22 protein-coding genes are annotated in these 22,720 nt (G+C 69.7%); 8 read left to right on the forward strand and 14 right to left on the reverse strand.

The features are described 5' to 3' along the window. The first annotated feature begins 1 nt into the window (after nucleotide 1). The 4 genes from ACZ3HL_RS33590 (at nucleotide 2) to ACZ3HL_RS33605 (ending at nucleotide 5,515) form a co-directional block, all read left to right on the forward strand. Nucleotides 2-958 carry an ABC transporter permease gene (locus ACZ3HL_RS33590; RefSeq protein WP_465535350.1) on the forward strand — a complete coding sequence of 319 codons (957 nt, stop codon included), beginning with the start codon at nucleotides 2-4 and terminating at the stop codon, nucleotides 956-958. Continuing rightward, complete coding sequence (locus ACZ3HL_RS33595; RefSeq protein ID WP_465411459.1) at nucleotides 955-1,947, forward strand: ABC transporter permease; 993 nt, start codon at nucleotides 955-957, stop codon at nucleotides 1,945-1,947. Before ACZ3HL_RS33590 ends, ACZ3HL_RS33595 begins: the two co-directional genes overlap by 4 nt. Nucleotides 1,948-1,956: 9 nt before the next feature. Further along, nucleotides 1,957-4,680: an AbfB domain-containing protein gene (locus ACZ3HL_RS33600; protein WP_465535351.1), complete on the forward strand. Its 2,724-nt coding sequence runs from the start codon at nucleotides 1,957-1,959 to the stop codon at nucleotides 4,678-4,680. Nucleotides 4,681-4,762: 82 nt separating this feature from the next. Then, nucleotides 4,763-5,515 (forward strand): LysR family substrate-binding domain-containing protein, encoded by a 753-nt coding sequence (locus tag ACZ3HL_RS33605; protein WP_465411456.1) that lies wholly within the window; start codon nucleotides 4,763-4,765, stop codon nucleotides 5,513-5,515. Between the two features lie 38 nt (nucleotides 5,516-5,553). Here ACZ3HL_RS33605 and ACZ3HL_RS33610 read toward each other — a convergent pair whose 3' ends face one another. The 4 genes from ACZ3HL_RS33610 to ACZ3HL_RS33625 form a co-directional block, all read right to left on the reverse strand. Continuing rightward, a complete protein-coding gene (locus tag ACZ3HL_RS33610) occupies nucleotides 5,554-5,904 on the reverse strand; it encodes a DUF5997 family protein (protein ID WP_465411914.1) in 351 nt (116 codons plus the stop codon). 75 nt (nucleotides 5,905-5,979) lie between these two features. Further along, nucleotides 5,980-6,240 (reverse strand): PASTA domain-containing protein, encoded by a 261-nt coding sequence (locus ACZ3HL_RS33615; protein WP_465535352.1) that lies wholly within the window; start codon nucleotides 6,238-6,240, stop codon nucleotides 5,980-5,982. 36 nt (nucleotides 6,241-6,276) lie between these two features. Beyond that, entirely contained in the window at nucleotides 6,277-7,299 is a 1,023-nt protein-coding gene (locus tag ACZ3HL_RS33620) for a DUF1648 domain-containing protein (RefSeq protein ID WP_465535353.1), read from the reverse strand. After that, entirely contained in the window at nucleotides 7,296-7,691 is a 396-nt protein-coding gene (locus ACZ3HL_RS33625) for a GntR family transcriptional regulator (protein ID WP_465535354.1), read from the reverse strand. Before ACZ3HL_RS33625 ends, ACZ3HL_RS33620 begins: the two co-directional genes overlap by 4 nt. Before the next feature lie 79 nt (nucleotides 7,692-7,770). Between ACZ3HL_RS33625 and ACZ3HL_RS33630 the strand changes: the two genes are divergently transcribed. After that, complete coding sequence (locus ACZ3HL_RS33630) at nucleotides 7,771-8,124, forward strand: hypothetical protein (RefSeq protein WP_465535355.1); 354 nt, start codon at nucleotides 7,771-7,773, stop codon at nucleotides 8,122-8,124. On the opposite strand, the gene ACZ3HL_RS33635 is transcribed toward ACZ3HL_RS33630, so the two are convergent. Continuing rightward, nucleotides 8,121-8,615 carry a hypothetical protein gene (locus tag ACZ3HL_RS33635; RefSeq protein WP_465411451.1) on the reverse strand — a complete coding sequence of 165 codons (495 nt, stop codon included), beginning with the start codon at nucleotides 8,613-8,615 and terminating at the stop codon, nucleotides 8,121-8,123. The genes ACZ3HL_RS33630 and ACZ3HL_RS33635 overlap by 4 nt on opposite strands. A gap of 213 nt (nucleotides 8,616-8,828) precedes the next feature. Between ACZ3HL_RS33635 and ACZ3HL_RS33640 the strand changes: the two genes are divergently transcribed. After that, complete coding sequence (locus ACZ3HL_RS33640; RefSeq protein WP_465535356.1) at nucleotides 8,829-9,965, forward strand: serine hydrolase domain-containing protein; 1,137 nt, start codon at nucleotides 8,829-8,831, stop codon at nucleotides 9,963-9,965. A gap of 155 nt (nucleotides 9,966-10,120) precedes the next feature. On the opposite strand, the gene ACZ3HL_RS33645 is transcribed toward ACZ3HL_RS33640, so the two are convergent. From ACZ3HL_RS33645 to ACZ3HL_RS33655, 3 genes are all read right to left on the reverse strand, one after another. Beyond that, nucleotides 10,121-10,870 carry an isocitrate lyase/PEP mutase family protein gene (locus tag ACZ3HL_RS33645; protein WP_465535357.1) on the reverse strand — a complete coding sequence of 250 codons (750 nt, stop codon included), beginning with the start codon at nucleotides 10,868-10,870 and terminating at the stop codon, nucleotides 10,121-10,123. Next, a complete protein-coding gene (locus ACZ3HL_RS33650; RefSeq protein WP_465535358.1) occupies nucleotides 10,867-12,282 on the reverse strand; it encodes an MFS transporter in 1,416 nt (471 codons plus the stop codon). The genes ACZ3HL_RS33645 and ACZ3HL_RS33650 overlap by 4 nt, the downstream gene beginning before the upstream one ends. Before the next feature lie 67 nt (nucleotides 12,283-12,349). Continuing rightward, nucleotides 12,350-13,369, reverse strand: coding sequence for a sigma-70 family RNA polymerase sigma factor (locus ACZ3HL_RS33655; protein WP_465535359.1), 1,020 nt, complete (start codon nucleotides 13,367-13,369; stop codon nucleotides 12,350-12,352). A gap of 379 nt (nucleotides 13,370-13,748) precedes the next feature. Between ACZ3HL_RS33655 and fusA the strand changes: the two genes are divergently transcribed. Continuing rightward, nucleotides 13,749-15,788, forward strand: coding sequence for an elongation factor G (fusA, locus tag ACZ3HL_RS33660; protein WP_465535360.1), 2,040 nt, complete (start codon nucleotides 13,749-13,751; stop codon nucleotides 15,786-15,788). 261 nt (nucleotides 15,789-16,049) lie between these two features. Here fusA and ACZ3HL_RS33665 read toward each other — a convergent pair whose 3' ends face one another. The 6 genes from ACZ3HL_RS33665 to pdhA form a co-directional block, all read right to left on the reverse strand. Continuing rightward, entirely contained in the window at nucleotides 16,050-16,817 is a 768-nt protein-coding gene (locus tag ACZ3HL_RS33665; RefSeq protein WP_465411446.1) for a PE-PPE domain-containing protein, read from the reverse strand. Between the two features lie 82 nt (nucleotides 16,818-16,899). Further along, the gene (locus ACZ3HL_RS33670; protein ID WP_465535361.1) at nucleotides 16,900-17,163 is read right to left on the reverse strand and encodes a VOC family protein; all 264 of its coding nucleotides are present in this window, start codon (nucleotides 17,161-17,163) and stop codon (nucleotides 16,900-16,902) included. Beyond that, nucleotides 17,084-18,472, reverse strand: coding sequence for an MFS transporter (locus ACZ3HL_RS33675; RefSeq protein ID WP_465535362.1), 1,389 nt, complete (start codon nucleotides 18,470-18,472; stop codon nucleotides 17,084-17,086). Before ACZ3HL_RS33675 ends, ACZ3HL_RS33670 begins: the two co-directional genes overlap by 80 nt. Before the next feature lie 81 nt (nucleotides 18,473-18,553). Next, the gene (locus tag ACZ3HL_RS33680) at nucleotides 18,554-19,747 is read right to left on the reverse strand and encodes a dihydrolipoamide acetyltransferase family protein (protein WP_465535363.1); all 1,194 of its coding nucleotides are present in this window, start codon (nucleotides 19,745-19,747) and stop codon (nucleotides 18,554-18,556) included. Continuing rightward, nucleotides 19,740-20,738, reverse strand: coding sequence for an alpha-ketoacid dehydrogenase subunit beta (locus ACZ3HL_RS33685; protein ID WP_465535364.1), 999 nt, complete (start codon nucleotides 20,736-20,738; stop codon nucleotides 19,740-19,742). Before ACZ3HL_RS33685 ends, ACZ3HL_RS33680 begins: the two co-directional genes overlap by 8 nt. Further along, the gene (gene pdhA / locus ACZ3HL_RS33690; protein ID WP_465535365.1) at nucleotides 20,738-21,826 is read right to left on the reverse strand and encodes a pyruvate dehydrogenase (acetyl-transferring) E1 component subunit alpha; all 1,089 of its coding nucleotides are present in this window, start codon (nucleotides 21,824-21,826) and stop codon (nucleotides 20,738-20,740) included. Before pdhA ends, ACZ3HL_RS33685 begins: the two co-directional genes overlap by 1 nt. A 135-nt stretch (nucleotides 21,827-21,961) precedes the next feature. Between pdhA and ACZ3HL_RS33695 the strand changes: the two genes are divergently transcribed. After that, nucleotides 21,962-22,444: an Lrp/AsnC family transcriptional regulator gene (locus tag ACZ3HL_RS33695; RefSeq protein WP_465535366.1), complete on the forward strand. Its 483-nt coding sequence runs from the start codon at nucleotides 21,962-21,964 to the stop codon at nucleotides 22,442-22,444. Nucleotides 22,445-22,720: the final 276 nt, after the last annotated feature.

Genomic DNA, 22,720 nt, shown 5'->3' on the forward strand with positions numbered 1-22,720 from the left:
CATGACGGATACGGCGAAAACGGTGGACCGGACCCGGGCGGCGCGGTGGCTGCAGGAGTACGGCGTGTACGTCGCCGTCGTCGCGCTCGTCCTGTTCAACATCGCGTTCACGGCGAACTTCCTGACCGTCGGCAACTTCCGCACCCAGCTCATCCAGGCCGCGCCGGTACTGGTGGTCGCGCTCGGGATGGCGCTGGTGATCGGCACCGAAGGCGTCGACCTGTCGGTGGGCGCGGTGATGGCGCTCTCGGCCGCGCTCGTTCCGCTCTACCTCGGCTACGGAACGCTGCCCGCGGTCGCCATCGCGCTCGCCGCGGGGCTGGCGGCGGGGGCGTTCAACGGCGTTCTCGTGGCCAGAGTCGGGATCCAGCCCATCGTGGCGACGCTGGCGTTGCTCGTCGGCGGGCGCGGGCTCGCGCTGGTGCTCGCCGACGGCCAGCTGATCCAGCTGCACGATCCGGGTTTCCTCGCACTCGGCACCGGCGAGGTGCTCGGGGTCCCAGTGAGCGTGCTCATCGCGGCCGTCCTCGCCGTGCTGATGGCGGCACTGGTCGGGAAGACGGCGTTCGGCAGGCGGCTGGTCGCGATCGGCGGCAACCGGCGGGCCAGCGTGCTCGCCGGGCTGCCGGTCACTCGCGTCCTCATCGGTGTCTACGCGATCTGCGGGCTGCTCGCGGCGCTGGCCGGAGTGCTCTCCACCGCCAGGCTGGGCGCGGGCGACCCCGCGGACGCGGGCCTGCTGATGGAACTGTCCGCGATCACCGCGGTCGTGGTCGGCGGCACGCCGCTGACCGGCGGCCGGGTCCGCATCCTCGGCACGGTGATGGGGGTCCTGCTCATGCAGCTCGTCCGCGCCACGCTCATCAAGCACAACCTGCCGGATTCGACCGCGCAGATGATCCAGGCCGCGATCATCGTCGGCGCGGTGTACGTCGCACGGGAACGGAGCAGCCGATGACCGCGGCGCCCACGATGGCCGCTCAGGACTCCACGCGGCGCGAGCTGATGGCCGGAGTGCTGCAGAAACAGGGCGCGGCGATCGCGCTGGTGCTCATGGTCGCCGTCGCGTGGCTGCTGTTCCCGCGCTTCGGCAGCCTGGACAACCTGCGCGACATCGCGTTGCAGAGCTCGTTCCTCGCCATCATCGCACTCGGGATGACGTTCGTGATCATCACCGGCGGGATCGACCTGTCGGTGGGGTCGGTCTACGCGCTCGGCGGGGTCCTCGCCGCCTACGGGTCGCAGTGGGGCTTCCTCGTCGCGCTGCTGCTGCCGCTGGCGGTGTGCGGGCTGATCGGCCTGATCAACGGGCTGCTCGTCGCGAAGACCGGGATGGCGCCGTTCATCGTCACGCTGGCGTCTCTGCTGTTCGCCCGCGGGCTGCTGCTCGCGATCACCTCCGAGGGCGCGACGACGTACAAGATCCCGGAAGGCGAGGCGTTCGTCGAACTCGGGCGCGGCACGCTGTTCGGGTTCGGCTATCCGGTGTTCATCGCGGCGGCGCTCTGCCTGATCGGCGGGCTGCTGTTGCGGCGGACCCGGTTCGGGCAGTCGGTGTTCGCGACCGGCGGGTCGGAGCAGTCCGCGAAACTGATGGGGCTGCCGGTGGCGCGCACCAAGGTCACCGTCTACGTGATGAGCGGTGTCCTGTCCGGGCTCGCGGGCGCGCTCACGGCGGCGTACCTGCAATCCGGCGTCACGGTGATCGGGGTCGGCCTCGAACTGGACGCCATCTCCGTGGTCGTCATCGGCGGCACCCTGCTGACCGGCGGAATGGGCACGATTCTCGGCACGGTCATCGGAGTGGGCATCCGAACGGTCATCCAGAACGTCATCAACCAGATCGGAACTCTCGACAGCAACTACCAGTCGGTGGTCAGCGGTGCGTTCCTCTTGGTGGTCGTTGTGCTGCAACGGTCATTGGCCCGTACGACCGCCCGGAGATAGGGAGATCGCATGCACCGAAGAACCGCGCGCGCCCTGAGCGTCGTGGCCGGTCTGCTGGCCGCCGCGACGGCACTCGTCCCCGTCGCCCAAGCCGCCCCCGTCCCGCTCCCGACCCCGTGGACGGACCAGGTCTCCCCATCGAACGCGCTGCCCGAGTACCCGCGCCCGCAGCTGGTGCGCTCGGAATGGCTCAATCTCAACGGAACCTGGGGATTCACCGGCGCGCCGAACCTGAACTCGCCACCGATCGGCAGGCCGTTGAGCGAGGACGTCCTCGTGCCTTACCCGATCGAGTCGATGCTTTCGGGGATCAAACGGCATGAGGACAACATGTTCTACCGCAGGACGTTCACCGTTCCGTCCACATGGGACGGTCGCCGGGTGAAGCTCAACTTCGGTGCCGTCACCTGGGAGACCAGGGTGTGGGTCAACGGGACGTCGATCGGCGGCCACACCGGTGGTTTCGACGCCTTCTCGTTCGACATCACCACGGCGCTCAAGGCGGGGGAGAACGAGATCGTCGTCGGCGTCGCGTCGCCGGTCGACGGCAGCCGGTACCCGGTGGGCAAGCAGCGCAAGGCACCCGGCGGCATCTTCTACACGGCGGCGTCGGGAATCTGGCAGACCGTCTGGCTGGAGCCTGTGCGGGCCGAGCACATCACCCGGCTCGACACCACACCCGATGTTCCCGGCGGCGCGCTCGACCTCGTCGTCCAGGGCACACCCGGGCAGCAGGCGACCGCCGAGGTGCTTTCGGGCGGCCAGGTGGTCGGGACCGCGACCGGTGCCGTCGGTTCCCGCCTGCGGGTGCCGGTACCGAACGCGCGGCTGTGGTCGCCGGACGATCCATTCCTCTACGACCTGCGCGTCCGGCTGCCGGGAGGCGACGTCGTCACCGGGTACTTCGGCATGCGGTCACTGGGCAAGGCGATGGTCGGCGGCGTGATGCGGCCGCTGCTGAACGGGAAGTTCGTCTTCCAGCTCGGCACGCTGGACCAGGGATACTGGCCGGACGGCATCTACACCGCGCCGACCGACGAGGCACTGCGGTTCGACCTCGAACGGCAGAAGGCGCTGGGCTTCAACATGGTCCGCAAGCACATCAAGGTCGAGCCCGCGCGGTGGTTCTACCACGCGGACCGGCTCGGGCTGATGGTCTGGCAGGACATGCCGTCGCTCGATTCGGTCGACGAGGTCCCGAACGGGCACGCGAACTTCGAGTCCGAACTGCGGCGGATGATCGAGCAGCACAAGGGCATCACGTCGATCGTGCAGTGGGTGCCGTTCAACGAAGGCTGGGGCGAGTACGAGGCCGGGCGCATCGTGGACCTGGTCCGCTCGATCGACGGCACCCGGCTGATCAACCACAACTCCGGATCGAACTGCTGTGTGTCCGATCCGGATCCGGGCAACGGCGACGTGATCGACGATCACGCGTACCAGGTCTCCACCGGTACGAGGCAACCCGACGCACGCCGGATCGCCGTACTGGGTGAGTACGGCGGCCTCGGACGGCGCGTCACCGGGCACGAATGGGAACCGGGCAAGGGTTTCGCGTACGGCGCGCTGTACCCGGACGAGACTTCGCTGACGAACCGGTACGTGGAGATCACCAAGCAGGTCGGGCGGTTCGTGCACGGCCGCGGGCTTTCCGCGTCGGTCTACACCGAGCCGTACGACGTCGAGAACGAGGTCAACGGCTTCTACACCTACGACCGCCGCGTGCTGAAGATGACCGAGGCGCGGGTGCGCGAGATCAACCGGAAGGTGCTCGCCATCGCCAAGGGCACCGAGGTCGGCCGGGGCGAACTCGTGTCGTTACGGGTCACCACGGCGGGGTACGCGGATCGCTACCTCCGGCACCAGGACGACTTCGTGAGGACCGACGTCCTTGGCGAGGGCAGCGCGGACTTCGCCAAGAAGGACGCGACGTTCTGGGCCCGGCAGGGACTGGCCGACGCGTCGTGCCTGTCGTTCGAGTCACGGAACTACCCCGGGCACTTCCTGCGGCACGCGTCGTCGCGGATCCGGAAGGACCCGAACGACGGTTCGGCGCTGTTCGCCGGGGACGCGACCTTCTGCGCGAGGGAGGGCGCCGGCGGAACGGCTCTGGAGTCGTTCAACCAGCGTGGCGCGTACCTCCGGCACTACGCCGCGACCGTCTATCTCGCGCGCAGCGGCGGACCGAACCCGTGGGACACGCCGTCGAGCTTCACGGCGGACACGACCTGGGCGGCGTCGGTCCCGCTTTGGCGCAGCGGCGCGGATCTGCCGCTGGACCAGGCGCGGTCGTTCAAGGTGACGACTCCCGGCTTCACCGACCGGTTCCTGCGGCACCGTGACGGCCTCGCGCGGACGGACGTGGTGAACGCGGGGAGCGCGGCGCTGCTGAAGGCGGACGCGACGTTCGTCGTGCGGCGCGGTCTCGCGGACCCCTCGTGCTACTCGCTGGAGGCCCGGAACTATCCGGGCCAGTTCCTGCGGCACGCGGACTTCCGGGTGCGGCTGGGCGGGAACGACAACACCGACCTGTTCCGGAAGGACGCGACGTTCTGCGCCCAGCCCGGCGCCGGCGGCGTGCGGCTGGCGTCGGTGAACGAGCTGGGCACGAACATGCGGCACTACGCCGAGGAGGTCTACGTCGCCACCAGCGGCGGCGGCCACCCGTACGACAACCCGGTCTCGTACGACCAGGACGTGACCTGGGCGGTGTCCGCGGCCTGGGCTCCGTAGCGGCCCTCGTGAGTGGCAAGGACGGTTCTAACCGTCCTTGCCACTCACGAGGGCGATGACCACTCCCGGTAACCTTGCGCCCATGACCGGCCCGGACACACCCGCCTCCTTCAAGCTCGCGTACGTCCCCGGCGTGACGCCCTCGAAGTGGGTCCGGATCTGGAACGAACGGTCGCCCGACGTCCCGCTCGAACTCGTCCAGACGACCTCGGCCGAAGCCGCCGCGCTGGTCCGGGAGCGCGAGGTGGACGCCGTCCTGTTGAGGCTCCCGATCGATCGCGAGGGGCTGCACGCGATCCCGCTCTACACCGAGACGACCGTCGTGGTCGTTCCCAAGGACCACCTGGTCGCCGCCGCGGACGAGGTCTCGGCCGACGACATCGCCGACGAAATCGTGCTGCACCCGCTCGACGACACGCTGGACTGGGACGCGCCGCCGGGGAAACCCGCGCTGGATCGGCCCGCCACCACGGCGGACGCCATCGAGCTGGTCGCCGCCGGTGTCGGGCTCCTCGTCGTACCGCAGTCGCTCGCGCGGCTGCACCACCGGCGTGACCTGACCTACCGCCCGATCTCCGGCACGCCGGAGTCCGGGGTCGCGCTGTCCTGGCCGGACGACGAGACCACTGACCTGATGGAGCAGTTCATCGGGATCGTGCGCGGCCGCACGGTCAACAGCACACGCGGACGGCAGCAGGCCCCGGAAAAGCAGGCGCCGGAGAAGAAGGCCCCGGCGAAGGGCAAACGCCCTCAGCCCGCCGGCCGGAAGCCGCAGGCGGGGAATCGCCGCGCTCCTCAGGGCGGGAAGCGCGGCAAGCCCCGTCGTCGCGGTTAGCGCCTTTCGCAACGCCTCCGGTGCGCCCGGCGTCGAGGTCAGCTCTCGCTACGGGCGGCCTTGAGGCGCGCCTCCTCCTTACGGACCTCGGCCTGCGTCTCGCGCTCCCGCTGCAGCCAGTCGGGGTTGTCGTTCTTGATCGCGTCGATCTGCTCGGTGGTGAGGGCGCCGGTGATCCCGCCGCGCGCCAGGCCGCTGATGGAGACGCCCAGCTTCGCCGCGATGACCGGACGCGGATGCGGCCCGTTGCGGCGCAGTTCCCGCAGCCACTCGGGCGGCTCGGCCTGCAGCGCGTTCAGTTCGTCGCGGGAAACGACACCCTCCTGGAACTCCGCCGGGGTCGCCTCGAGGTACACACCCAGCTTCTTCGCCGCTGTCGCGGGCTTCATGGTTTGAGGGGTTTTCTGCGACGTCATTGCCTCAGGGTAACGAGCGGCTCGGGCACCGCCGATCACACCCGGTGATCAGCCCTCGGCCTGGTCTTCGAGAAGGTTCGGAAGCGGACGCCGCGGCTCGCGGACGCCGGCGGGGTCACCGCCGCCGGTGATCCAGACGGTCACCACGCTCCACCGCGGCAGCCGCGTTCCGGCCGCGGGCACCTGCGCGACGACCTGGCCGTTCAGCAGCGGATGGGGGCTGTCCGGATCGGGGCCTTGCAGCGACAAGCCCGCGTCATGCCCGGAGAGCCAGGCGTCGAGCGCCTGCTTTCCCACGAAGTCGGGCACCACGGCCACGGTTCCTCACCCACGGCCAGGGTACCGTCAGCCGCCCTTCGCCGGGAGGCTCACGACACCGAATCCGGCGAGCACCCCGGTCACGGCGACCGCGGCGAGCACGATCCAGGCGATCGGATGCCCGAGATTGAGCGTCCAGTAGGTTCCGACCCGCCGGTGCACCAGGAGCGCGGGGTCGTTCCGGTTCACATAGACCATCCCGGCGGCGTGCCAGTGGCGGTCGTCGTCGCGTTGCTCGTACCGGGTCTCCGGTTCGTCGCCGGTGGGGGACAACCGGTGCCCGGCGTCGCCTGCGCTGACGGAGAAGACGATCCACGCGATGAAGGCGGCGAGGAGGGGCAGGTAGGCCACGATCGTGGTCGGCACCGTCGTCTCGACGACTTCCCAGAGCTGAAGCGAAATGAGGAGCATGGTCGCGTTGACGCAGCCCGCGGAGATCAGCAGCAGGCTGAGCACCCCGTGCAGGTACTCCCGGTACCGCGAAGCGGACGCGGAAGGCTGTGCGGCGTCGATCTCGGGCCGGGCCCGTGAGATGGCGATGGTCAGGGGCGGGATCAGGACGACGACCAGGATCTGCGTGAGGACCGTCGAGAAGTTCCCGGTGCCCTTGGACAGGCCGATGACCGCCGTGACGACGGTGAGCAGCACCGCCGGCGCCAGCAGGATCCACTGTGGACGGACCGGATCCGAGCGCAGCGACGTGTCCGCGGTGACCGCCTGACGTGTCCCGGCGTACCAGCCTTCCTCGCGTTTCGCGGTGGCGATCGAACGACCGGCCAGGCCGCCGAGCAGCGAATAGACCGCGACGAGACCGATCAGGACGATCTCGGGTGCGAGGCCGCCGACGAGGACGCCGCAGGCGACGACCGCGCCTGCCGCGATTCCCTGGTTGTAGCGACGCCGCGTGCGGAGAATGACGGCCTCGCCGGTGCGCCGGGCCGGGACCCGGACGCCGAAGGGAAGGGTCGGCCTTGCCAGCGCGGGCGCCGAGGCGAAGGTGGCCGCGGTGAACGCGATGATGGCCAGGTTCAGCCAGAGCGGTCCGGTCATCGCCGGGCGCTCACGGCGAAGGAGTCCAGTACGGACTCGCACCGGCCGGTCACCTCGCGCGGGCCAAGGCCCAGGGCGACGGCTTCGGCGAGCAAGGTGCGCAGGCGCTCCTGCCATTCGTCCGCGTAGCCGTCTTCCGCCGGACCGGAGGACGCGTCCCGCCGGACGACCGCGCCGGTCTTGCGGTTGATGCGGATGAAGCCCTGCGTCCGCAGCAGGTCGTAGGCCTTGTTGACGGTGTGGAAGTTGATCCCGAGATCGGCGCCAAGCTGCCGGGTGGAGGGCAGGGTGCTGCCCTCGGCCAGCACGCCGTCGGCGACGGCTTCGATGATCCGGTCGCGGATCTGCTGGTAGATCGGAACCTCGCTGTCGAGGTCGAGAGTCAGCAACACCACGCAAGGATATCTGCTATACACTTGCTATAACAACTACATCAGCTGCCTATGGAGGGAAGTGGTCACGATGGCGACGATGGACATCACCGATGGCGGAGTGCGGGTGAGGTTCTCGGCCTGGGAGCGATTGGCCGTGTGGCGCGACGAAGTGGTCGTGCCGCGGGCGGCGATCAAGGTCGTCGAGTACGTCGACGCGCCCCTGCGGCGGACGCGCGGGGGACGGGCCGGCGCGCTGATCAGCGGAGTACTGAAGGTGGGCTACTGGGGGCTGGGCACGGGGATCCGTCAGCTCGTGTCCGTCCGCAGGGGTGCGCCGGGGTTGCGGATCGAGATCGATCGCGGGGCCGCCGGGCTCTCGTTCGACGAGGTGCTCGTCAGCGTGCCGGACGCGGCGGAACTCGCGGGCGCGCTCGCACCGAGCAACGCCTAGAGATAGTCGAAGAACCGGTTCCACCACGACGGCGGCCGGTCGCGGGGATAGAGGGTGTCGAAGCCGCTGATCCCGGTGTACTTGGTCCACAGCGGATGTTCGGAGACGGGCAGGTAGCCGAGGGCCGCCAGCTCGTCTTCGACCTGTCCCCGGACCGGTGCCGGGAAGAACACCTGTTCCTCGTCTTCGTCGTAACTGCCCGGATTCCCCAGCGTCACCGCGACGAGGCCGCCGAAATTGCTGACCGTGACGGTCACCTGGTCCAACGCGGGGATCGCGCTGGCGGGGATCACGATCCGGCCGAGGTGGCTGGCGTCCTGGACGTTCCGGTCGACTTCGCAGGTGCAGCCGAATCGGTGGCCGAGTCGTTCGGCCAGTCGCTCGAATCTGGCCCGTTCGGCCGGTCCGTCGAAGTCGTGCGGCACCTCCCAGTGGCCGGGTTCGTCCAGCTCGCGCAGCATTGCCCAGGTCTGCTGTTCGTCGAGGGGCATCGTCGCCTCCCGGCCTCGGGTGGTCTAGTCCACTTACCGGACTGACCTTAGTCAGCCGCATCCCGCGCGGACAATGGTGGGACGAATTCTGGTCCGAAAATTTTCGGTGGGGTAGCGCCAGCGCTACCCGGGATTCGGCAGCCGGCACTCCTGATCTTCGCGCCCGGTTCGGCCAAGGTCGTAGACGTCGATCCGATCGAGCGAGGAGTGCGAATGACAGTACGCAAGGGTGTCGTGGTCCTGACGGTGGCGGGGCTGCTGGGCGCCGCGTGGACCACGGCGGCGGACGCGGCCCCGGCCACCGGGACCGAGTTGCAGAAGGGGTTGGACTCGTTGGTGCGTCAGGAGAAGTTCCCGGCCGCGCTCGCCTACGTGGCCGACCGAAGGCGGGCGTCGTCGCTGGTCTCGGGGTCCTCGCGGATCGATCGCCAGGTCCCGGTTCCCCGGGACGGCACGGTCCGGGCGGGCAGCAACACCAAGACGTTCACCGCGGTCGCGGTCCTGCAACTGGTGGCCGAGGGCAAGGTGGAACTGGACGCGCCGATCGAGAAGTACCTTCCCGGGATCGTGCGTGGCGAGGGCATCGACGCCACCAGGATCACCGTCCGGCAGCTGCTGCAGCACACCAGCGGGCTGCCGAACTACACCGAATACCTCGGACTGGAGAACTTCGAGCAGGTGCGACACCGGTACATCCCGGCCCACGAACTGCTCGCCGCGGCCTTGAGCCACCCGGCGAAGTTCGCCCCCGGCACGAAATGGGAGTACAGCAACACCGGCTACCTGCTGGCGGGCATGCTGATCGAGAAGGTGACCGGACGCCCGATCCAAGAGCAGATCACCGAACGCGTGATCAAGAAGGCGGGCCTGAAGCACACCTACTGGCCGCAGGTCGGCGACCAGACCATCCAGGGACGCCATCCGCAGGGCTACGCCATCGGCGACGCCGCCACCGGCAAGGTGGTCGACGCGACCGAGATGGACCCGTCCTGGGGCGGCGCCGCCGGGCAGCTGATCTCGACGCCCAGTGACCTCGGCAAGTTCTTCAAGGTGTTGCTCGAAGGCAGGTTGCTGCCCGCCGCGCAGCTGGCCGAAATGCGGAAGACGGTCGACGCGCCGCTCTTCCCCGGTACGAAATACGGTCTGGGCCTGATGAGCAATCCGCTCAGCTGCGGTGGCGTGTACTGGGGACACGGCGGGGACATCCACGGATTCGAAACCCGTGGTGGAGTCACGGAAGACGGCCGGATCGTCGGTCTCGCGGTGACCGCCCTGCCGGGCACGTTCGGCGACGGGGAGAAGGGGGCCAAGGCGGTCATGGCCACTGTGGACGCCGCCTTCTGCAAGTGACCGGTGCAAGGTCGTGAGTGGTAAAGACGGTTAGAACGATCATTGCCACTCACGACCCCCACGCGAAGCGCTCGAATCGCGGATCGGGCGAGCCCTGGGATCAGGTCATGGTCACAGCCCTGCAGGTCGGTATCCGGCTCGCAAGGTGACACCCCTCAGTGCCACAGCTTCCCGATGGCCGTCCGGAAGCCTTCCAGCGCCGCGCGATGGAAGCGCGGGCCGTACGACACCCTGGCCACGCCGAGTTCGCGGAGCGCGGCCAGATCCAGTTCGCCGCCGACGTTGCCGTTCACCGGGCACGCGAGTTCGCTGACCAGCGTGGCGATGTCGTCCCGACGGCGCACCCCGATCGGGTACACGCAATCGGCCCCGGCCTCCCGGTAGAGCCGGCCCCGCCGGATGGCCTCGGCGAGCCTTTCCGGTTCCGGGATCCCGCGGTCGCCCAGGAACGTGTCGACCCTGGCGTTGACGACGATCGGCACCCCCGCCTCGTCCGCGGCCGAGCGGATGTCCGCGAGCCGCTGGGCGTGCCGATCGGCATCGGTCAGCTTGCCGGTCCGGTGATCGGTGTCCTCCAGGTTGCAGCCGACGGCACCGGTCTCCAGCAGCCGGTCCACGAATTCCCGCGGCCTCAGGCCGTAGCCCGCTTCCGCGTCCACGGTGACCGGCAACGAGACCGCGCCGGCGATCCGGCCTGCCGCCGCGAACATCTCCTGCCAAGGCGCACCTTCGCCGTCGGGATAGCCGAGCATCGCCGACACGGCGGCACTGGCGGTGGCGATCGCGGGGAAACCCGCCTCCGCCACGACTTCGGCGCTCGCCGCGTCCCAGACGTTCGGCAGGACGAGCATTTCCCCGCTGTGCAGGGCGCGGAGTGTTTCGGCTCCAGCGGTCAGGTCGGTCATCGGTTTCCTCCTCGATCGGTACCGGTCAGGGCGGGTGCCCGCGGTGCTTCGGCCGGTCGCCTGCCCGGCATCGCCAAGGCGACCAGCATTCCCGTGAAGGCGAACGCGACGACCGTGCCCATCGCCGCGGTGAAACCGCCGCCGAATTCCTCCGGCGACCCATGACTTCCCGAGCCGGTGAAGGCGGCGACCGCCACCGCGACGCCGAAGACCCCGCCGAAGATCCGCAACGTCATGAACGCACCCGACGCCTGCCCGATTTCGGGCGGCCGGACGGCTCCGACGACCGAACGCTGCGCGGCGGGCATGGCCGAAGTGAGGCCGACGCCGCTGACGATCAACCCCGGCAGCAGGGCGGCATAGCTCGTGCCGGGCGCGGCGACCAGGGCGATCCAGCTCATGCCGGCGGTCTGGAGCAGCAGCCCGGCGGCCACGAACGTGCGCGCGCTGTACTTGTCCGCCAGTCTGCCCGCGACGGGCGCGCAGATCATCAGGGTCGCGGTCCACGGCATCAGGCGCAGTCCCGCCTCGAACGGCCCGAGTCCTTGCGCGGTCTGGAAGTACTGCGGCAGGAAGAACAACGTGCCGTACAGCGAGGCGAAGACGCAGAAGTTCGCCGCGTTCGCCGTGGAGAAGGCCCGCAGCCGGAAGAACCGGATCGGCAGCATCGGCGCTTCGTTGTGCCGTTCCCAGAACACGAACGCGATCACCAGCACGACGCCGAGTGTCAGCGAGCCCAGGACTTCGGCGCTGCCCCAGCCCGCGAGATTTCCGCGGACGAGGCCCCACACGATGCCCAGCGATCCCAGCGTCACCAGCACGACGCCGCCCAGGTCGAAGCGCGTCGCCGGTCCGGCGCTCTCGTCGACGCGCCGGAGCGTGAGCAGCACGGCGACGACGCCGACCGGCAGGTTGAGCCAGAAGACCCCTTGCCAGGCCAGCCCTTCGGCGATGGCACCGCCGATGAACGGGCCGCTGAACGTCGCCAGCCCGGTGAGCCCCAGATAGAGCCCCATCGCCTTGCCCCGCCGCTCGGGCGGGAAGATCGCGCTGATCAAGGTGAGTGACAGCGGCAGCACCATCGCGGCACCGACGCCCTGTGCGGCGCGCGCGACGATCAGCGTGCCGATGTCCGCCGACAGCGCGCAGGCCACCGAGGCGAGGGTGAACACCGCGAGGCCGGTGACGAACATCCGGCGGCGGCCGAAGCGGTCGCCGAGCGCCGCTCCGGTGAGCAGCAGGACGGCGAAGCTGAGGTTGTAGGCGTTCACGGTCCATTCGAGCTGTTCGATCGACGCGTCCAGATCCCGGTGGATCGTGCCCAGCGCGGTCGTCACGATCTGGCTGTCCAGCGCCATCATGAACGACGCCAGCGAGGCGAGTCCCAGAACCCACGCCTGTTTGGTTGTCAAGGTTTCTCCTTGTTTCGGGCATGACGGGGCACACGCCCGGCGGACGTGGCCACGGAAGAGCGGAGGATCAGCCGCGCAACGAGCGGGGAAGGCCGAACGCGGCGAGCAGCGAGTTGTCGAGGAACCGGGTCACCGCGGTGATCCGATCGCCGGACAGTTCCAGCACGAGCACCCCGTGCGCGTGCCCGATCGGCGTCCTCGGATCACGGAGGTAGCAGCCGAAGGCGGGTTGCCCGTTCGCGCGGGCCGGGATCAGCGAGTACCGCCGGCCGTCGCAGTACGCGACGGTCGCCAGGAAGTGCCCGACGGCGTCCGGGCCCTGGTACTCCAGGGGAAGCGGGGGCATGGTGAGCCACGCGTCGTCGGTCAGCAGCGCCACGATGGCCTCGACGTCGCCGGCCTCGAAGGCGCGGGTGAACTCGTCGACGATCCGGCGTTCCCGCGGCGAGTCCGGCAGGGGAGCGGTCTCGCGTCCGCCGCCGGGCAGCTCCTTGGCCAGCGCCGAACGAGCCCGCTTCAGGGCACTGGTCACCGCGTTCTCCGTGGTGTCGAGGATCCCGGCCACCTCGGCGGCACGGAACCCGAGGACGTCCCGCAGCACCAGCACGGCCCGCTGTCGCGGCGGAAGCTGCTGGAGTGCCGCCAGGAACGCGAGCGAGATCGACTCTCTGGTCTCGTAGCGCGCCTCCGGCCCGGGCAGCTGATCGGCGATCCCGTCGAGCAGGACGTCTGGGTAGGGCTCGAGCCAGCTGGGTTCCGGGCGGCGGCGCGACGGCTCGGGCAACGGGACCTCCGGTCGGTAGGCCGCGTGGTCGTGCGGGCGGCGGTCGCCCGCACGCAGCGCGTTCAGGCAGCGGTTGGTCGCGATCCGGTACGGCCAGGTCCGCACGGAGGCGCGTTCCTCGTACGCGCCGATCCCGCGCCACGCGGCCAGCAACGTCTCCTGCAGCAGATCCTCGGCGTCCTGCACGGAGCCCGACATGCGGTAGCAGTGAGCCTGCAGCTCACGGCGGTACGGCGCGACGAGATCACGGAACGCCGCACCGTCACCGGTCTTCGCCAAGCTCAGCAGTTCGTCCGCCCCCATGCCGTCCCTTTCTCCTGTGGTGCCCCTCGAAAGGATGGACACCGCCGTCACCGGAAACTGGTCGGGTTCCGCCGGATTCGTGGAAAATCGGTTCCCGGCCAGTGTTCCCGGTGGCTACACTCCTCGCGAATCATCCCGGCGAGGAAGGACAGGACAGTGCGTCATCACCACGCCGTCGTCGTCCCCTCGGCCCGCTACGAGGTGATCCTCGTGTCTCCGCGCGTCCGGTGCCTGCCGCGCGGCTAGCACCGGCCCGCTGACGAACGCCCGGCTTTTTCGCGCCCTCTTCCCGTCGTTCCCCGACGGCGAGGGCGCCTGCCCGCGTTCGCCCGAATCGCGCGATCAGAGCTGTGGAGATCACTTTCGAAAGGCCCGCGCCATGCGCACCGTCCCGCTGTCCGCCGTCCGCAATCTGGGCATCCTCGCCCATGTCGACGCCGGCAAGACCACCCTCACCGAACGGATCCTGTACGTCACCGGCACCACCTACAAACGCGGTGAGGTCCACGACGGCACGACCGTGACCGACTTCGACTCCCAGGAGCGGGACCGTGGCATCACCATCTTCGCCGCCGCCGTCAGCTGCACGTGGGACGGCCATCTCGTCAACCTGATCGACACCCCCGGCCACGTCGATTTCTCCGACGAGGTCGAACGGTCGCTCCGGGTCCTCGACGGCGCGATCGCGGTGTTCGACGGCGTCGCCGGAGTCGAACCGCAGAGCGAATCGGTGTGGCGGCAGGCCGACCGGCACGGCGTTCCGCGGATCGCGTTCGTCAACAAACTCGACCGCCCGGGCGCCGATCTGGACGCGGCCGTGGAGTCCATCCGGGAGCGGCTGCATCCGCGGCCGCTGGTGGTGCAGCTGCCGATCGGGGCGGAAGACGGTTTCGTGGGCGTCGTCGATCTGCTGCGGATGCGGTCACTCGTGTGGGCCGAAGGCGCCGGGACGGCCGAGGAAGGTCCGGTTCCGGAGTCCCTTGTGGACGAAGCGAACCGGCGTCGGCGGCTGCTCGAAGAGACCGTGGCGGAGCTCCATCCGGCCGCGCTGGAGGAGTTCTGCGCGTCTTCGGCGGTGTCGACGGAGACGCTGGTCTCGGCGCTGCGCGAGCTGACTCGCACCGGGGACGGCGTCGTGGTGTTGTGCGGCTCGGCCTACCGCGACCGTGGTGTGGAGCCGTTGCTGGAAGCCGTGGTGGCGTACCTGCCCTCCCCGTCGGATGTTCCGCCGGTCCGGGGTGAATACGAAGGCACGGCCCAGGAACGGCCCGCCGATCCGTCGGCGCCGTTCGCGGCATTGGTGTTCAAGGTGACCTCGACCGCCACCGGGCGGTTGACGTACCTGCGGGTCTACTCGGGCACGATCAGGACTTCGGAGGCGGTGATGGACGTGGGCGGTGGTCGTATCGAGCGCGTCGGCCGCATCCTGCGGGTCCAGGCGGACCGGCACACCAGGGTGGACAGCGCCGTCGCGGGCGACATCGTCGCGGTGGTCGGCCTGAAGACGGCCCGTGCCGGGACGACGCTGTGCACACCGTCGGAGCCGCTCCTGCTCGAGCCACCCGTCGTGGCCGATCCGGTCGTGTCGGTCGCCGTCGAGGCACGGACGGGAACCGACACGGAACGGCTGATGTCGGCGCTGGCGCGACTGGTCGAGGAGGACCCGTCGCTGGTCATCCGGACCGATCGCGAGACCGGCCAGACCCTGCTTTCGGGAATGGGCGAACTGCATCTGGAGGTGGCGGTGGAGAAGATCCGGCGCGACCAGGGGCTGGACGTCGGCGTGGGGCGGCCTCGTGTCGCCTACCGCGAGACGGTGGCGCGCGGTGTGTCCGGTTTCGTCTACCGTCACGTCAAACAGGACGGTGGCGCCGGGCAGTTCGCCCACGTCGTCGTCGACACGGAACCCCTGGCGGAAGGGGAATTCGAGTTCCGGTCCACTGTGTTCGGTGGCCGGGTGCCGCGGGAGTTCGTCCGCGCCGTCGAGGCGGGTTGCCGTGACGCGCTGGCGGAAGGCCCGCTCGGCGGTCATCCGGTGACCGGTGTCCGGGTCACGCTGACCGACGGGTCCACCCACTCGAAGGACTCGTCGGAGATGGCGTTCCGGACGGCCGGGCGGTTCGCGCTCCGGGCGGCTTTGGCCGCCGGCACGATCACACTGCTGGAGCCGGTCGCGGAAGTGACCGTCACCGTGCCCGAAAGCGCCGTCGGCGTGGTGCTCGGTGACCTCGCGGCCCGGCGTGGCCGCGTGCTGGGTTCGACGGTGCGCGCGGGAACGACCGTGGTCACCGCGACCGTGCCGCTGGCCGAACTGTTCGGCTACGCGACGCGGCTGCGCAGCCGGACCCAGGGCCGGGGCACGTTCACCGCCCGGCCGACCGGCCACGCGCCGGCACCGGAAGGCCTGCCGGCTCGGTAGGGGATGAAGGGATCGGACGACGGGTATCGACCGTGTCCTGAATGTCCACAAGGGACGTCTAGACCTGTCTTGGATACCTGCTGCTGTCGCGCGAGTGGCGAGTTCCGGTGACTGGATGGCCGACACGCGTGTCCAGACGGACGACACGCGTGAGGTCCTCTCGCGTCCGACGATGGCCCGCCCACGACACTGTGGGCGGGCCATCGCCCGAACCGCTGTCACCCGGCGATCGGGCGCCGGACGGCAGCCGTCTTCAGCCGGTCAAGCCACCGGCCACGGCGGACGGCAGTTCTGCCGCGGCAGCGCGTGCGATCCGTTGGTGTACACGCCGTCCGCGATCGTGTCCTCCATGATCGAGCGGTGATCCGTGGGACGGGCCCACTGGTAACACAGGTGCTGGGCGAAGTATCCGCCCGGCGCTTCGATGGTGTCGAAGTGGCAGACACCGTCGGTTTCGATGCAGTAGCGGATGTACGGGATACCGCCGAAGTCGGTGCGGCCGGGGCCGAACGACACGTAGCCGCCGAACGGCGACGGCGCCCCGGTGCCCGGCGGGAGCACCGCGCTGATCCCCCGTCCCGGCGGGCCGACGGGCTGCATCGGGTCGGCGAAGATCTTCGCCCTGAACCGCGATTTGTCCACGGCCAGTTTCCCGTCGGCGATGTCGTTGAGCACCAGGTTCGCGACCAGCGCGCCCTGCGAGTAGCCGACGACGACGAATTCGGCGCCGGGGTTCTCGTCGAAAGAGCTTTGGGCGACGCGGCGGGCTTCTTCGTGCCCGCGCGCGACGCTCTGGTCCATCGGCGTCTGGTCGCAGTTCGGTGCTCCGGCGGCCCCTGCCGGGTAGTGGACCACCTTCTTGATCCCGCCCCGCAACCAGGCGTCGTTGTAGACGGTCGCGGCCCCGTCGCAGGTACCGCCGATAAGGATGTAGTAGCGCGCCTGGTCGGCCTGTGCCGTCGGCGCGACGACGCCGAGCAGACCGGCGGCCAGTGCGGCGGCGGCCAGGACCCCCCTGAGTTTCTTCATTCATCGTCCCTTCGTTCGACTACGGTGCGTGTTCGAACGCTAGGGACGAGTCATGAAATTTCGATGAAACCCCCTCCGGCCGTCAGTGGTGGGACAGCACGTTGACCACGTGGCCGCTGGGATCGCGGACGAAGAAACGCCGCACACCCCAGGGCTCGTCGGTCAGTTCGTGCACGATCTCCGCGCCGGACGCCTTGGCCGCCGCGTACCGCGCGTCGACGTCGTCGACCTCGATCGAGGCGACCGGCACGACGGGCGCCGTCTCGTCATGGGTCATGAGGCTCAACTGGACCTCGGGCCGCTTCGGGTCGGCCAGGGTCACGATCCAGCCGTGGTCCATCACCACTTCGAAGCCGAGTACCTGTACGTAGAAGGCCTTCGCTTCCTCCAATGTCCGGGTTTCGAGGTCGGGCATCACCCTGTTGATCGCCATGTGGGGATACTGGCACAGGGGTCCGACGGTTTCGGGGGAGCAGGAGCGGGGTCGCCAGCATGAGCGCACCCGCGATGCCGACCGCCGCGCGCGGTCCGGTGAACGCGGCGAGCAGCCCCCACAGCGCGGTCAGCGAGGCGGTGGTGAGTTTGCCGGCGATCGACCAGGCCGACAGCGTGCGCGCCGCGCGGTCGAGGGGAACCTGTTCGAGCCTGCTGGTGGCGAGCACCGGGTTGAAGACGCCGATGCAGGTGATCAGGCCGAATTCGACGACGATCACCAGGATCAGGCCGGGAATCCCGGGCTGGATGAACACCAGCCCGACGGGCCAGCAGACCCGCAGCCAACCGGCGACGAACAGGACCCTGTCCCGGCCGTACCGGGCGACCACGGTCCGCGAGAGCCTCGCCCCGAGCAGCCCGCCGAGACACGGCACGGCGAAGGCCACCGCGTACTCCCACGGGGCGAAACCGAGCTGCCCGAGCATCAGGACGGCCATCAGCGGCGCGGTCGCCATGATCAGGCCGTTGACCACGATCGTGTTGACGAACAGCGGCCGCAGCGACGGGTGAGCGAGGATGAACCGCCAGCCTTCCCTCAGGTCGCGGCCGGTCAGCCGGGGGCCTTCCGGCTTGGCCGGTGGCGGCTCCGAACCACCGGCCGCCCGGATGCCGAGCGCCGAAAGCAGATAGCTGACCGCGTCGGCGGCGATCGTGACCACCGGCCCGAACAGGCCGACCGCGAAACCGCCCAGCGGCGGGCCGAGGACGGTCGCGGTCCAGGTGGTCGATTCGAACCGGGCGTTCGCGACCAGCAAGTCCTCCCGTGGCAGCAGGGTTTTCAGGAAGGCCCCACTGGCCGCCAGGAACGTGATGTCGGCCGCTGCGACGACGACGGACACGGCGAGGAGCTGGCCGAAACCGAGCAGCCCGAACGCGTACGCCACCGGGACGGTCAGCAGCGCGCCACACCGCACGAGGTCCATCGCGATCATCACCGGCCGTTTGCGGCGGAACTCGACCCAGGGGCCGAGCGGCAGTGCGACCACCGCGCCGACGACGAGCCCGGCGGACGCCAGGAGCGAGACCTCCGTGGTACCCGCGCCCAGCACCACGATGGCGATCAGGCTGAACGCGTCGAACGCGAACCTCGTACCGAACGCGCTCGCCGCGTACGCCGCCCACAGCCAGCCGAACCGTCGCCCCAGCGATCTCCCGCCCACTCGCGAGATCCAAGCAAGCCGGGACCTCGAAGTCGAACAACGGGTCCTTGGCTGATCACAACCGCGGGTTGTGCGACCCGGTCAGAGATCCCCGAGCGCGGTGACCGGGGACTCGACGCAGTCGGCGACGAACCGCAGGAATCCGCCGGCGGTCCCGCCGTCGCACACCCGGTGGTCGAACGCCAGGGTCAGCTCGCAGATCTTGCGGGCCACGAGCGCGCCGTCGACCACCCAGGCGCGGTCGATGATCCGGCCGATGCCGAGGATCGCCGCTTCCGGGTGATTGATGATCGCGGCCGAGCCGTCGACCCCGAACACGCCGTAGTTGTTGACCGTGAAGGTCCCGCCGGTGAGGCCCGCCGGGCCCAGTTTTCCTTCCCTGGCCTGGGCGGTGCGCTCTCCGATCGCGGCCGAAAGCTCCCTTGTGGACAGTGAGCCCGCGTCGCGGACCACCGGCACGACGAGACCACGGTCGGTCTGCGCGGCGAAACCGAGGTTGATGTCCCGCAGCTGGACGATCTCGTCGCCCTCGACGCGCGAGTTCAGCTCGGGGTACTTCCGCAGGCCCGCGACGGCGAAGCGGGCGACGAGGCCCAAAAGGCTCACCGGGCGATCCGGTGCCGAGGCGTTGAGCGACTTGCGCGCCGCGACGAGTCCGGTCGCGTCGACGTCGACCCAGACCGTCGCTTCGGGGATCTGGCGCCGAGAAGCCGTCAGCTTGTCGGCGACCGCCTTGCGGACGCCGGTCAGCGGGATCCGCGTTTCGCCGCCCCTCTGTTCGGGGACGGCGAGCGCCGCTTCGACGTCGGCGCGCCGGATGATCCCGCCCGGACCGCTGCCGGTCAGCTTCGTCAGGTCGATCTTGTTGTCCGCGGCCATCTTGCGGACGAACGGGGAGATCACGCCGGGCGCTTTCGACGGCTTGTCGGCGACGGTGACGACGGTGCGCGTCCGGCGTCGTCTGGTCGTGTGGGTCGTGCCGTAGCCGATGAGGACGTTGCCGCTGCCTTCGCTCGCGGTCGTCACGCCGGGTTCGGTGAAACCGGGGCCGATGGTGAGCAGGGGAGCACCGACCGGAAGCGACTGACCGGGCTCGCCGTGGAGACGGATGACGACGCCGGCGAACGGCACGGGCACCTCGACCGCGGCCTTCGCGGTCTCCACTTCGACGACGGGCTGGTCGACACCGACGGTGTCGCCCTCCGCGACCAGCCAGGTGACGATGGTGCCTTCGGTCAGCCCCTCGCCGAGGTCCGGGAGCAGGAAGTCAGGCACCGGCCACCACCGGCTCGTCGTTCCACTGCAGGCGGGCGACGGTGTCCAGGATCCGGTCGACGTCCGGAAGCTGATGGCGCTCCAGTTTCGGCGGCGGATAAGGAATGTCGAGGCCGGTGACCCGCAGGACCGGCGCGTGCAGCTGGTGGAAGCACTGTTCGGTGACCCGGGCGACGACCTCGGCGCCGTAACCGCCGAATCCGGCGGCCTCGTGGACGACGACCGCGCGTCCGGTGCGGCGCACCGAAGCGGTCACGGTCTCGTCGTCGAACGGGCTGAGCGACCGGAGATCGACGACCTCGACGTCCCAGCCCTCGGCGGTCGCGGCCTCCGCGGTCTCCAGCGCGGTGGCGACCATCGGTCCGTACGCGATCAGCGTGACGTCCTTGCCCTCTCGGCGCACGACCGCGCGGTCCATGGCCGCACCGCCCCGGGCGAAGGACACGGGCTCCTTCGACCAGTAGCGGCATTTGGGTTCGAGGAAGATCACCGGATCCGGTGAGTCGATCGCGTCGCGCAGGAGGTCGTATGCGTCCTGGGGCGTGCCCGGCGTGACGACACGCAGGCCGGGTGTGTGGGTGTAGTAGGCCTCGCTCGAATCGCAGTGGTGCTCGACGCCGCCGATCCCGCCCGCGTAAGGGATGCGGATGACCATCGGCAGCGACAGCGCGCCGCGAGACCGGTTGCGCAGTTTCGCCACGTGCGAGGTGATCTGCTCGAAGGCGGGGTAGGCGAAGGCGTCGAACTGCATTTCGACCACCGGGCGGAACCCGCCCATCGCCATCCCGACCGCGAAGCCGACGATGCCGGACTCGGCCAGCGGCGTGTCGAAACAGCGCTCCTCACCGAAGTCGGCGGTGATGCCGTCGGTCACCCGGAACACGCCGCCGAGCGGGCCGACGTCCTCGCCGAAGATCAGCACGCGGTCGTCGTCCTTGACCGCGTCGCGCAGGGCGGCGTTGAGCGCCTGGGCCATCGAGATCTCGGTCATCAGGCCTCCAATTCGGCGGCGACCAGCGCGCGCTGGTTGGCCAGCTGGCGGGTCGGGACGGCGTACACGTGCTCGAACAGCGACAAGGGGTCGGGCTCGACGTCGGCGTTGAGGGTGTCGCGCACCCCGGCGGCGAACTTCTCCGCCTCGGCCCGGAATCGCTCGATATCGCTGTCGGACACCAGATTCTCGGTGGTCAGATACGTTTCGAGGCGGCGCACCGGGTCGGCCGCGCGCCACTTCTCGACCTCGGCCTGGTCGCGGTAGCGGGTCGCGTCGTCGGCGTTGGTGTGCGCGTCGATCCGGTAGGTGTGCGCCTCGACCAGGACGGGCCCGCGACCGGACCGCGCGTGCGCGACGGCGTCGTCCAGCACCGAAAGGACGGCGACGGCGTCGTTGCCGTCGACCTGCTCGGAGCGGACGCCGTAACCGACGCCCTTGTACGCCAGCGCGGGGGCGGCGCTCTGCTTCTCGAACGGCACCGAGATCGCGAACCCGTTGTTCTGCACGAAGAACACCACCGGCGCCTTGAACACGGCCGCGAAGTTGAGCGCCTCGTGGAAGTCGCCTTCGCTGGTGGCGCCGTCACCGATGAGCGCGAACGCGACGCTGTCCTCGCCTCGGCGCTGCATCGCGTGGGCGAGCCCGGCCGCGTGAAGCGTCTGAGTGGCCAGTGGGGTGCACTGGGGAGCGACGCGGGTCTTGGCGGGGTCGTAGCCGCAGTGCGCGTCGCCGCGAAGCAGCGTCAGGATCTCGCCGGGTTCGAGCCCCCGGGCGACGAGAGCGACGGAGTCACGGTAGGTGGGGAAGAGCCAGTCGGCGTCGGTGAGGGCCAGCGCGCTCGCGACCTGGCAGGCCTCCTGGCCGGCACTCGACGGGTAGACCGCGAGACGGCCCTGCTTGGTCAGCGCGGTCGCCTGGGCGTCGAACCGGCGGCCGAGCACCATCAGCCGGTAGGCCTCGACGAGCCGCTCGGACGGCGGTTCGGAGTAGTGACCGTGCTCGTCGACGCGTGTGCCGTCCTCGGCGAGGAACCGCACCGGGGTCCCGGACGGCAGCAACGCGGCGACAGTGGTCTCCCTCGACATGGCGCAGCACCACCTTTCGCAGACATATGATGCTGAGATGGTGGTTTCCGGAGTCCCAGTGTTCAAGAGGCACGAGAAATGAGCGACAAACTGTCCGCAGGATCGGTTCAGCCGGGCCAACCGTCCAGTAGTGGCGTGGCTCACGGGCGGGATCCGGGACGAACGGTCCTTGCCCTCGACGACATCGATCGCGCGATCCTCGCCGAGCTGACCGCGGACGGCAGGCTCGCCGTCCGCACGCTGGCCGAGCGTCTGCACATCTCGCGCACCAACGCCTACGCGAGGCTGGACCGGCTGATGTCCGAAGGCGTCATCACCGGCTTCGGCGCCCGGATCGACCCGCGGCGGGCCGGACTCGGGACGAGCGCGTACATCCTGATCACCGTCGAGCAGACGTCATGGCGGACGATGTCGGCCGAGCTGCGGCAGATCCCGTTCGTCGAGCACGTTTCGCTCGTCGGCGGCGACTTCGACATCCTGCTGCTGGTGCGGACGCCGGACAACGCTTCGCTGCGGGACGTCGTGCTGGAACGGTTGCAGGCGCTGGACGGCGTGCGGTCGACGCGGACTTGGCTGATCTTCGAGGAGCAGCGGGGTTCCGCCCCTCGTGAGTGGTGAGGACGGGTTCTTGTGTGCCGTCCGGGGTCCCGAATCCTTCATGGACGACACGTGTGGCGGCCCGGCACCCCCCTGTAACGCTCTTCGCGTTCTCGCCGAATACAGGCGGGTTCGATGGCGGAGGTGGAGGAATCATGGCGCGGGTTCTGCTCCTTCTGCCGATCGCGGCCTCTCGTCTGGCAAGGCGCAGGCAGCGTGCCGCCAGAACGAAGCAGCGCGACGAGTGGCTCCGCGAGCATCCGGGTTGGTGCCCCGCGGGCGAGACCGGAGCGGTGG

It is taken from the genome of Amycolatopsis sp. NPDC000009 (genome assembly GCF_055563465.1).

Excerpts from the sequence above, each read along its gene's own strand:
- ACZ3HL_RS33640 (WP_465535356.1), top strand. The coding sequence starts at position 8,829 with ATGACAGTACGCAAGGGTGTCGTGGTCCTGACGGTGGCGGGGCTGCTG.
- ACZ3HL_RS33600 (WP_465535351.1), top strand. The coding sequence starts at position 1,957 with ATGCACCGAAGAACCGCGCGCGCCCTGAGCGTCGTGGCCGGTCTGCTG.
- fusA (WP_465535360.1), top strand. The coding sequence starts at position 13,749 with ATGCGCACCGTCCCGCTGTCCGCCGTCCGCAATCTGGGCATCCTCGCC.
- ACZ3HL_RS33645 (WP_465535357.1), bottom strand. The coding sequence starts at position 10,870 with ATGACCGACCTGACCGCTGGAGCCGAAACACTCCGCGCCCTGCACAGC.
- ACZ3HL_RS33635 (WP_465411451.1), bottom strand. The coding sequence starts at position 8,615 with ATGCCCCTCGACGAACAGCAGACCTGGGCAATGCTGCGCGAGCTGGAC.
- ACZ3HL_RS33620 (WP_465535353.1), bottom strand. The coding sequence starts at position 7,299 with ATGACCGGACCGCTCTGGCTGAACCTGGCCATCATCGCGTTCACCGCG.
- ACZ3HL_RS33595 (WP_465411459.1), top strand. The coding sequence starts at position 955 with ATGACCGCGGCGCCCACGATGGCCGCTCAGGACTCCACGCGGCGCGAG.
- ACZ3HL_RS33665 (WP_465411446.1), bottom strand. The coding sequence starts at position 16,817 with ATGAAGAAACTCAGGGGGGTCCTGGCCGCCGCCGCACTGGCCGCCGGT.
- ACZ3HL_RS33590 (WP_465535350.1), top strand. The coding sequence starts at position 2 with ATGACGGATACGGCGAAAACGGTGGACCGGACCCGGGCGGCGCGGTGG.
- ACZ3HL_RS33610 (WP_465411914.1), bottom strand. The coding sequence starts at position 5,904 with ATGAAGCCCGCGACAGCGGCGAAGAAGCTGGGTGTGTACCTCGAGGCG.
- ACZ3HL_RS33655 (WP_465535359.1), bottom strand. The coding sequence starts at position 13,369 with ATGGGGGCGGACGAACTGCTGAGCTTGGCGAAGACCGGTGACGGTGCG.
- pdhA (WP_465535365.1), bottom strand. The coding sequence starts at position 21,826 with ATGTCGAGGGAGACCACTGTCGCCGCGTTGCTGCCGTCCGGGACCCCG.
- ACZ3HL_RS33685 (WP_465535364.1), bottom strand. The coding sequence starts at position 20,738 with ATGACCGAGATCTCGATGGCCCAGGCGCTCAACGCCGCCCTGCGCGAC.
- ACZ3HL_RS33630 (WP_465535355.1), top strand. The coding sequence starts at position 7,771 with ATGGACATCACCGATGGCGGAGTGCGGGTGAGGTTCTCGGCCTGGGAG.
- ACZ3HL_RS33605 (WP_465411456.1), top strand. The coding sequence starts at position 4,763 with ATGACCGGCCCGGACACACCCGCCTCCTTCAAGCTCGCGTACGTCCCC.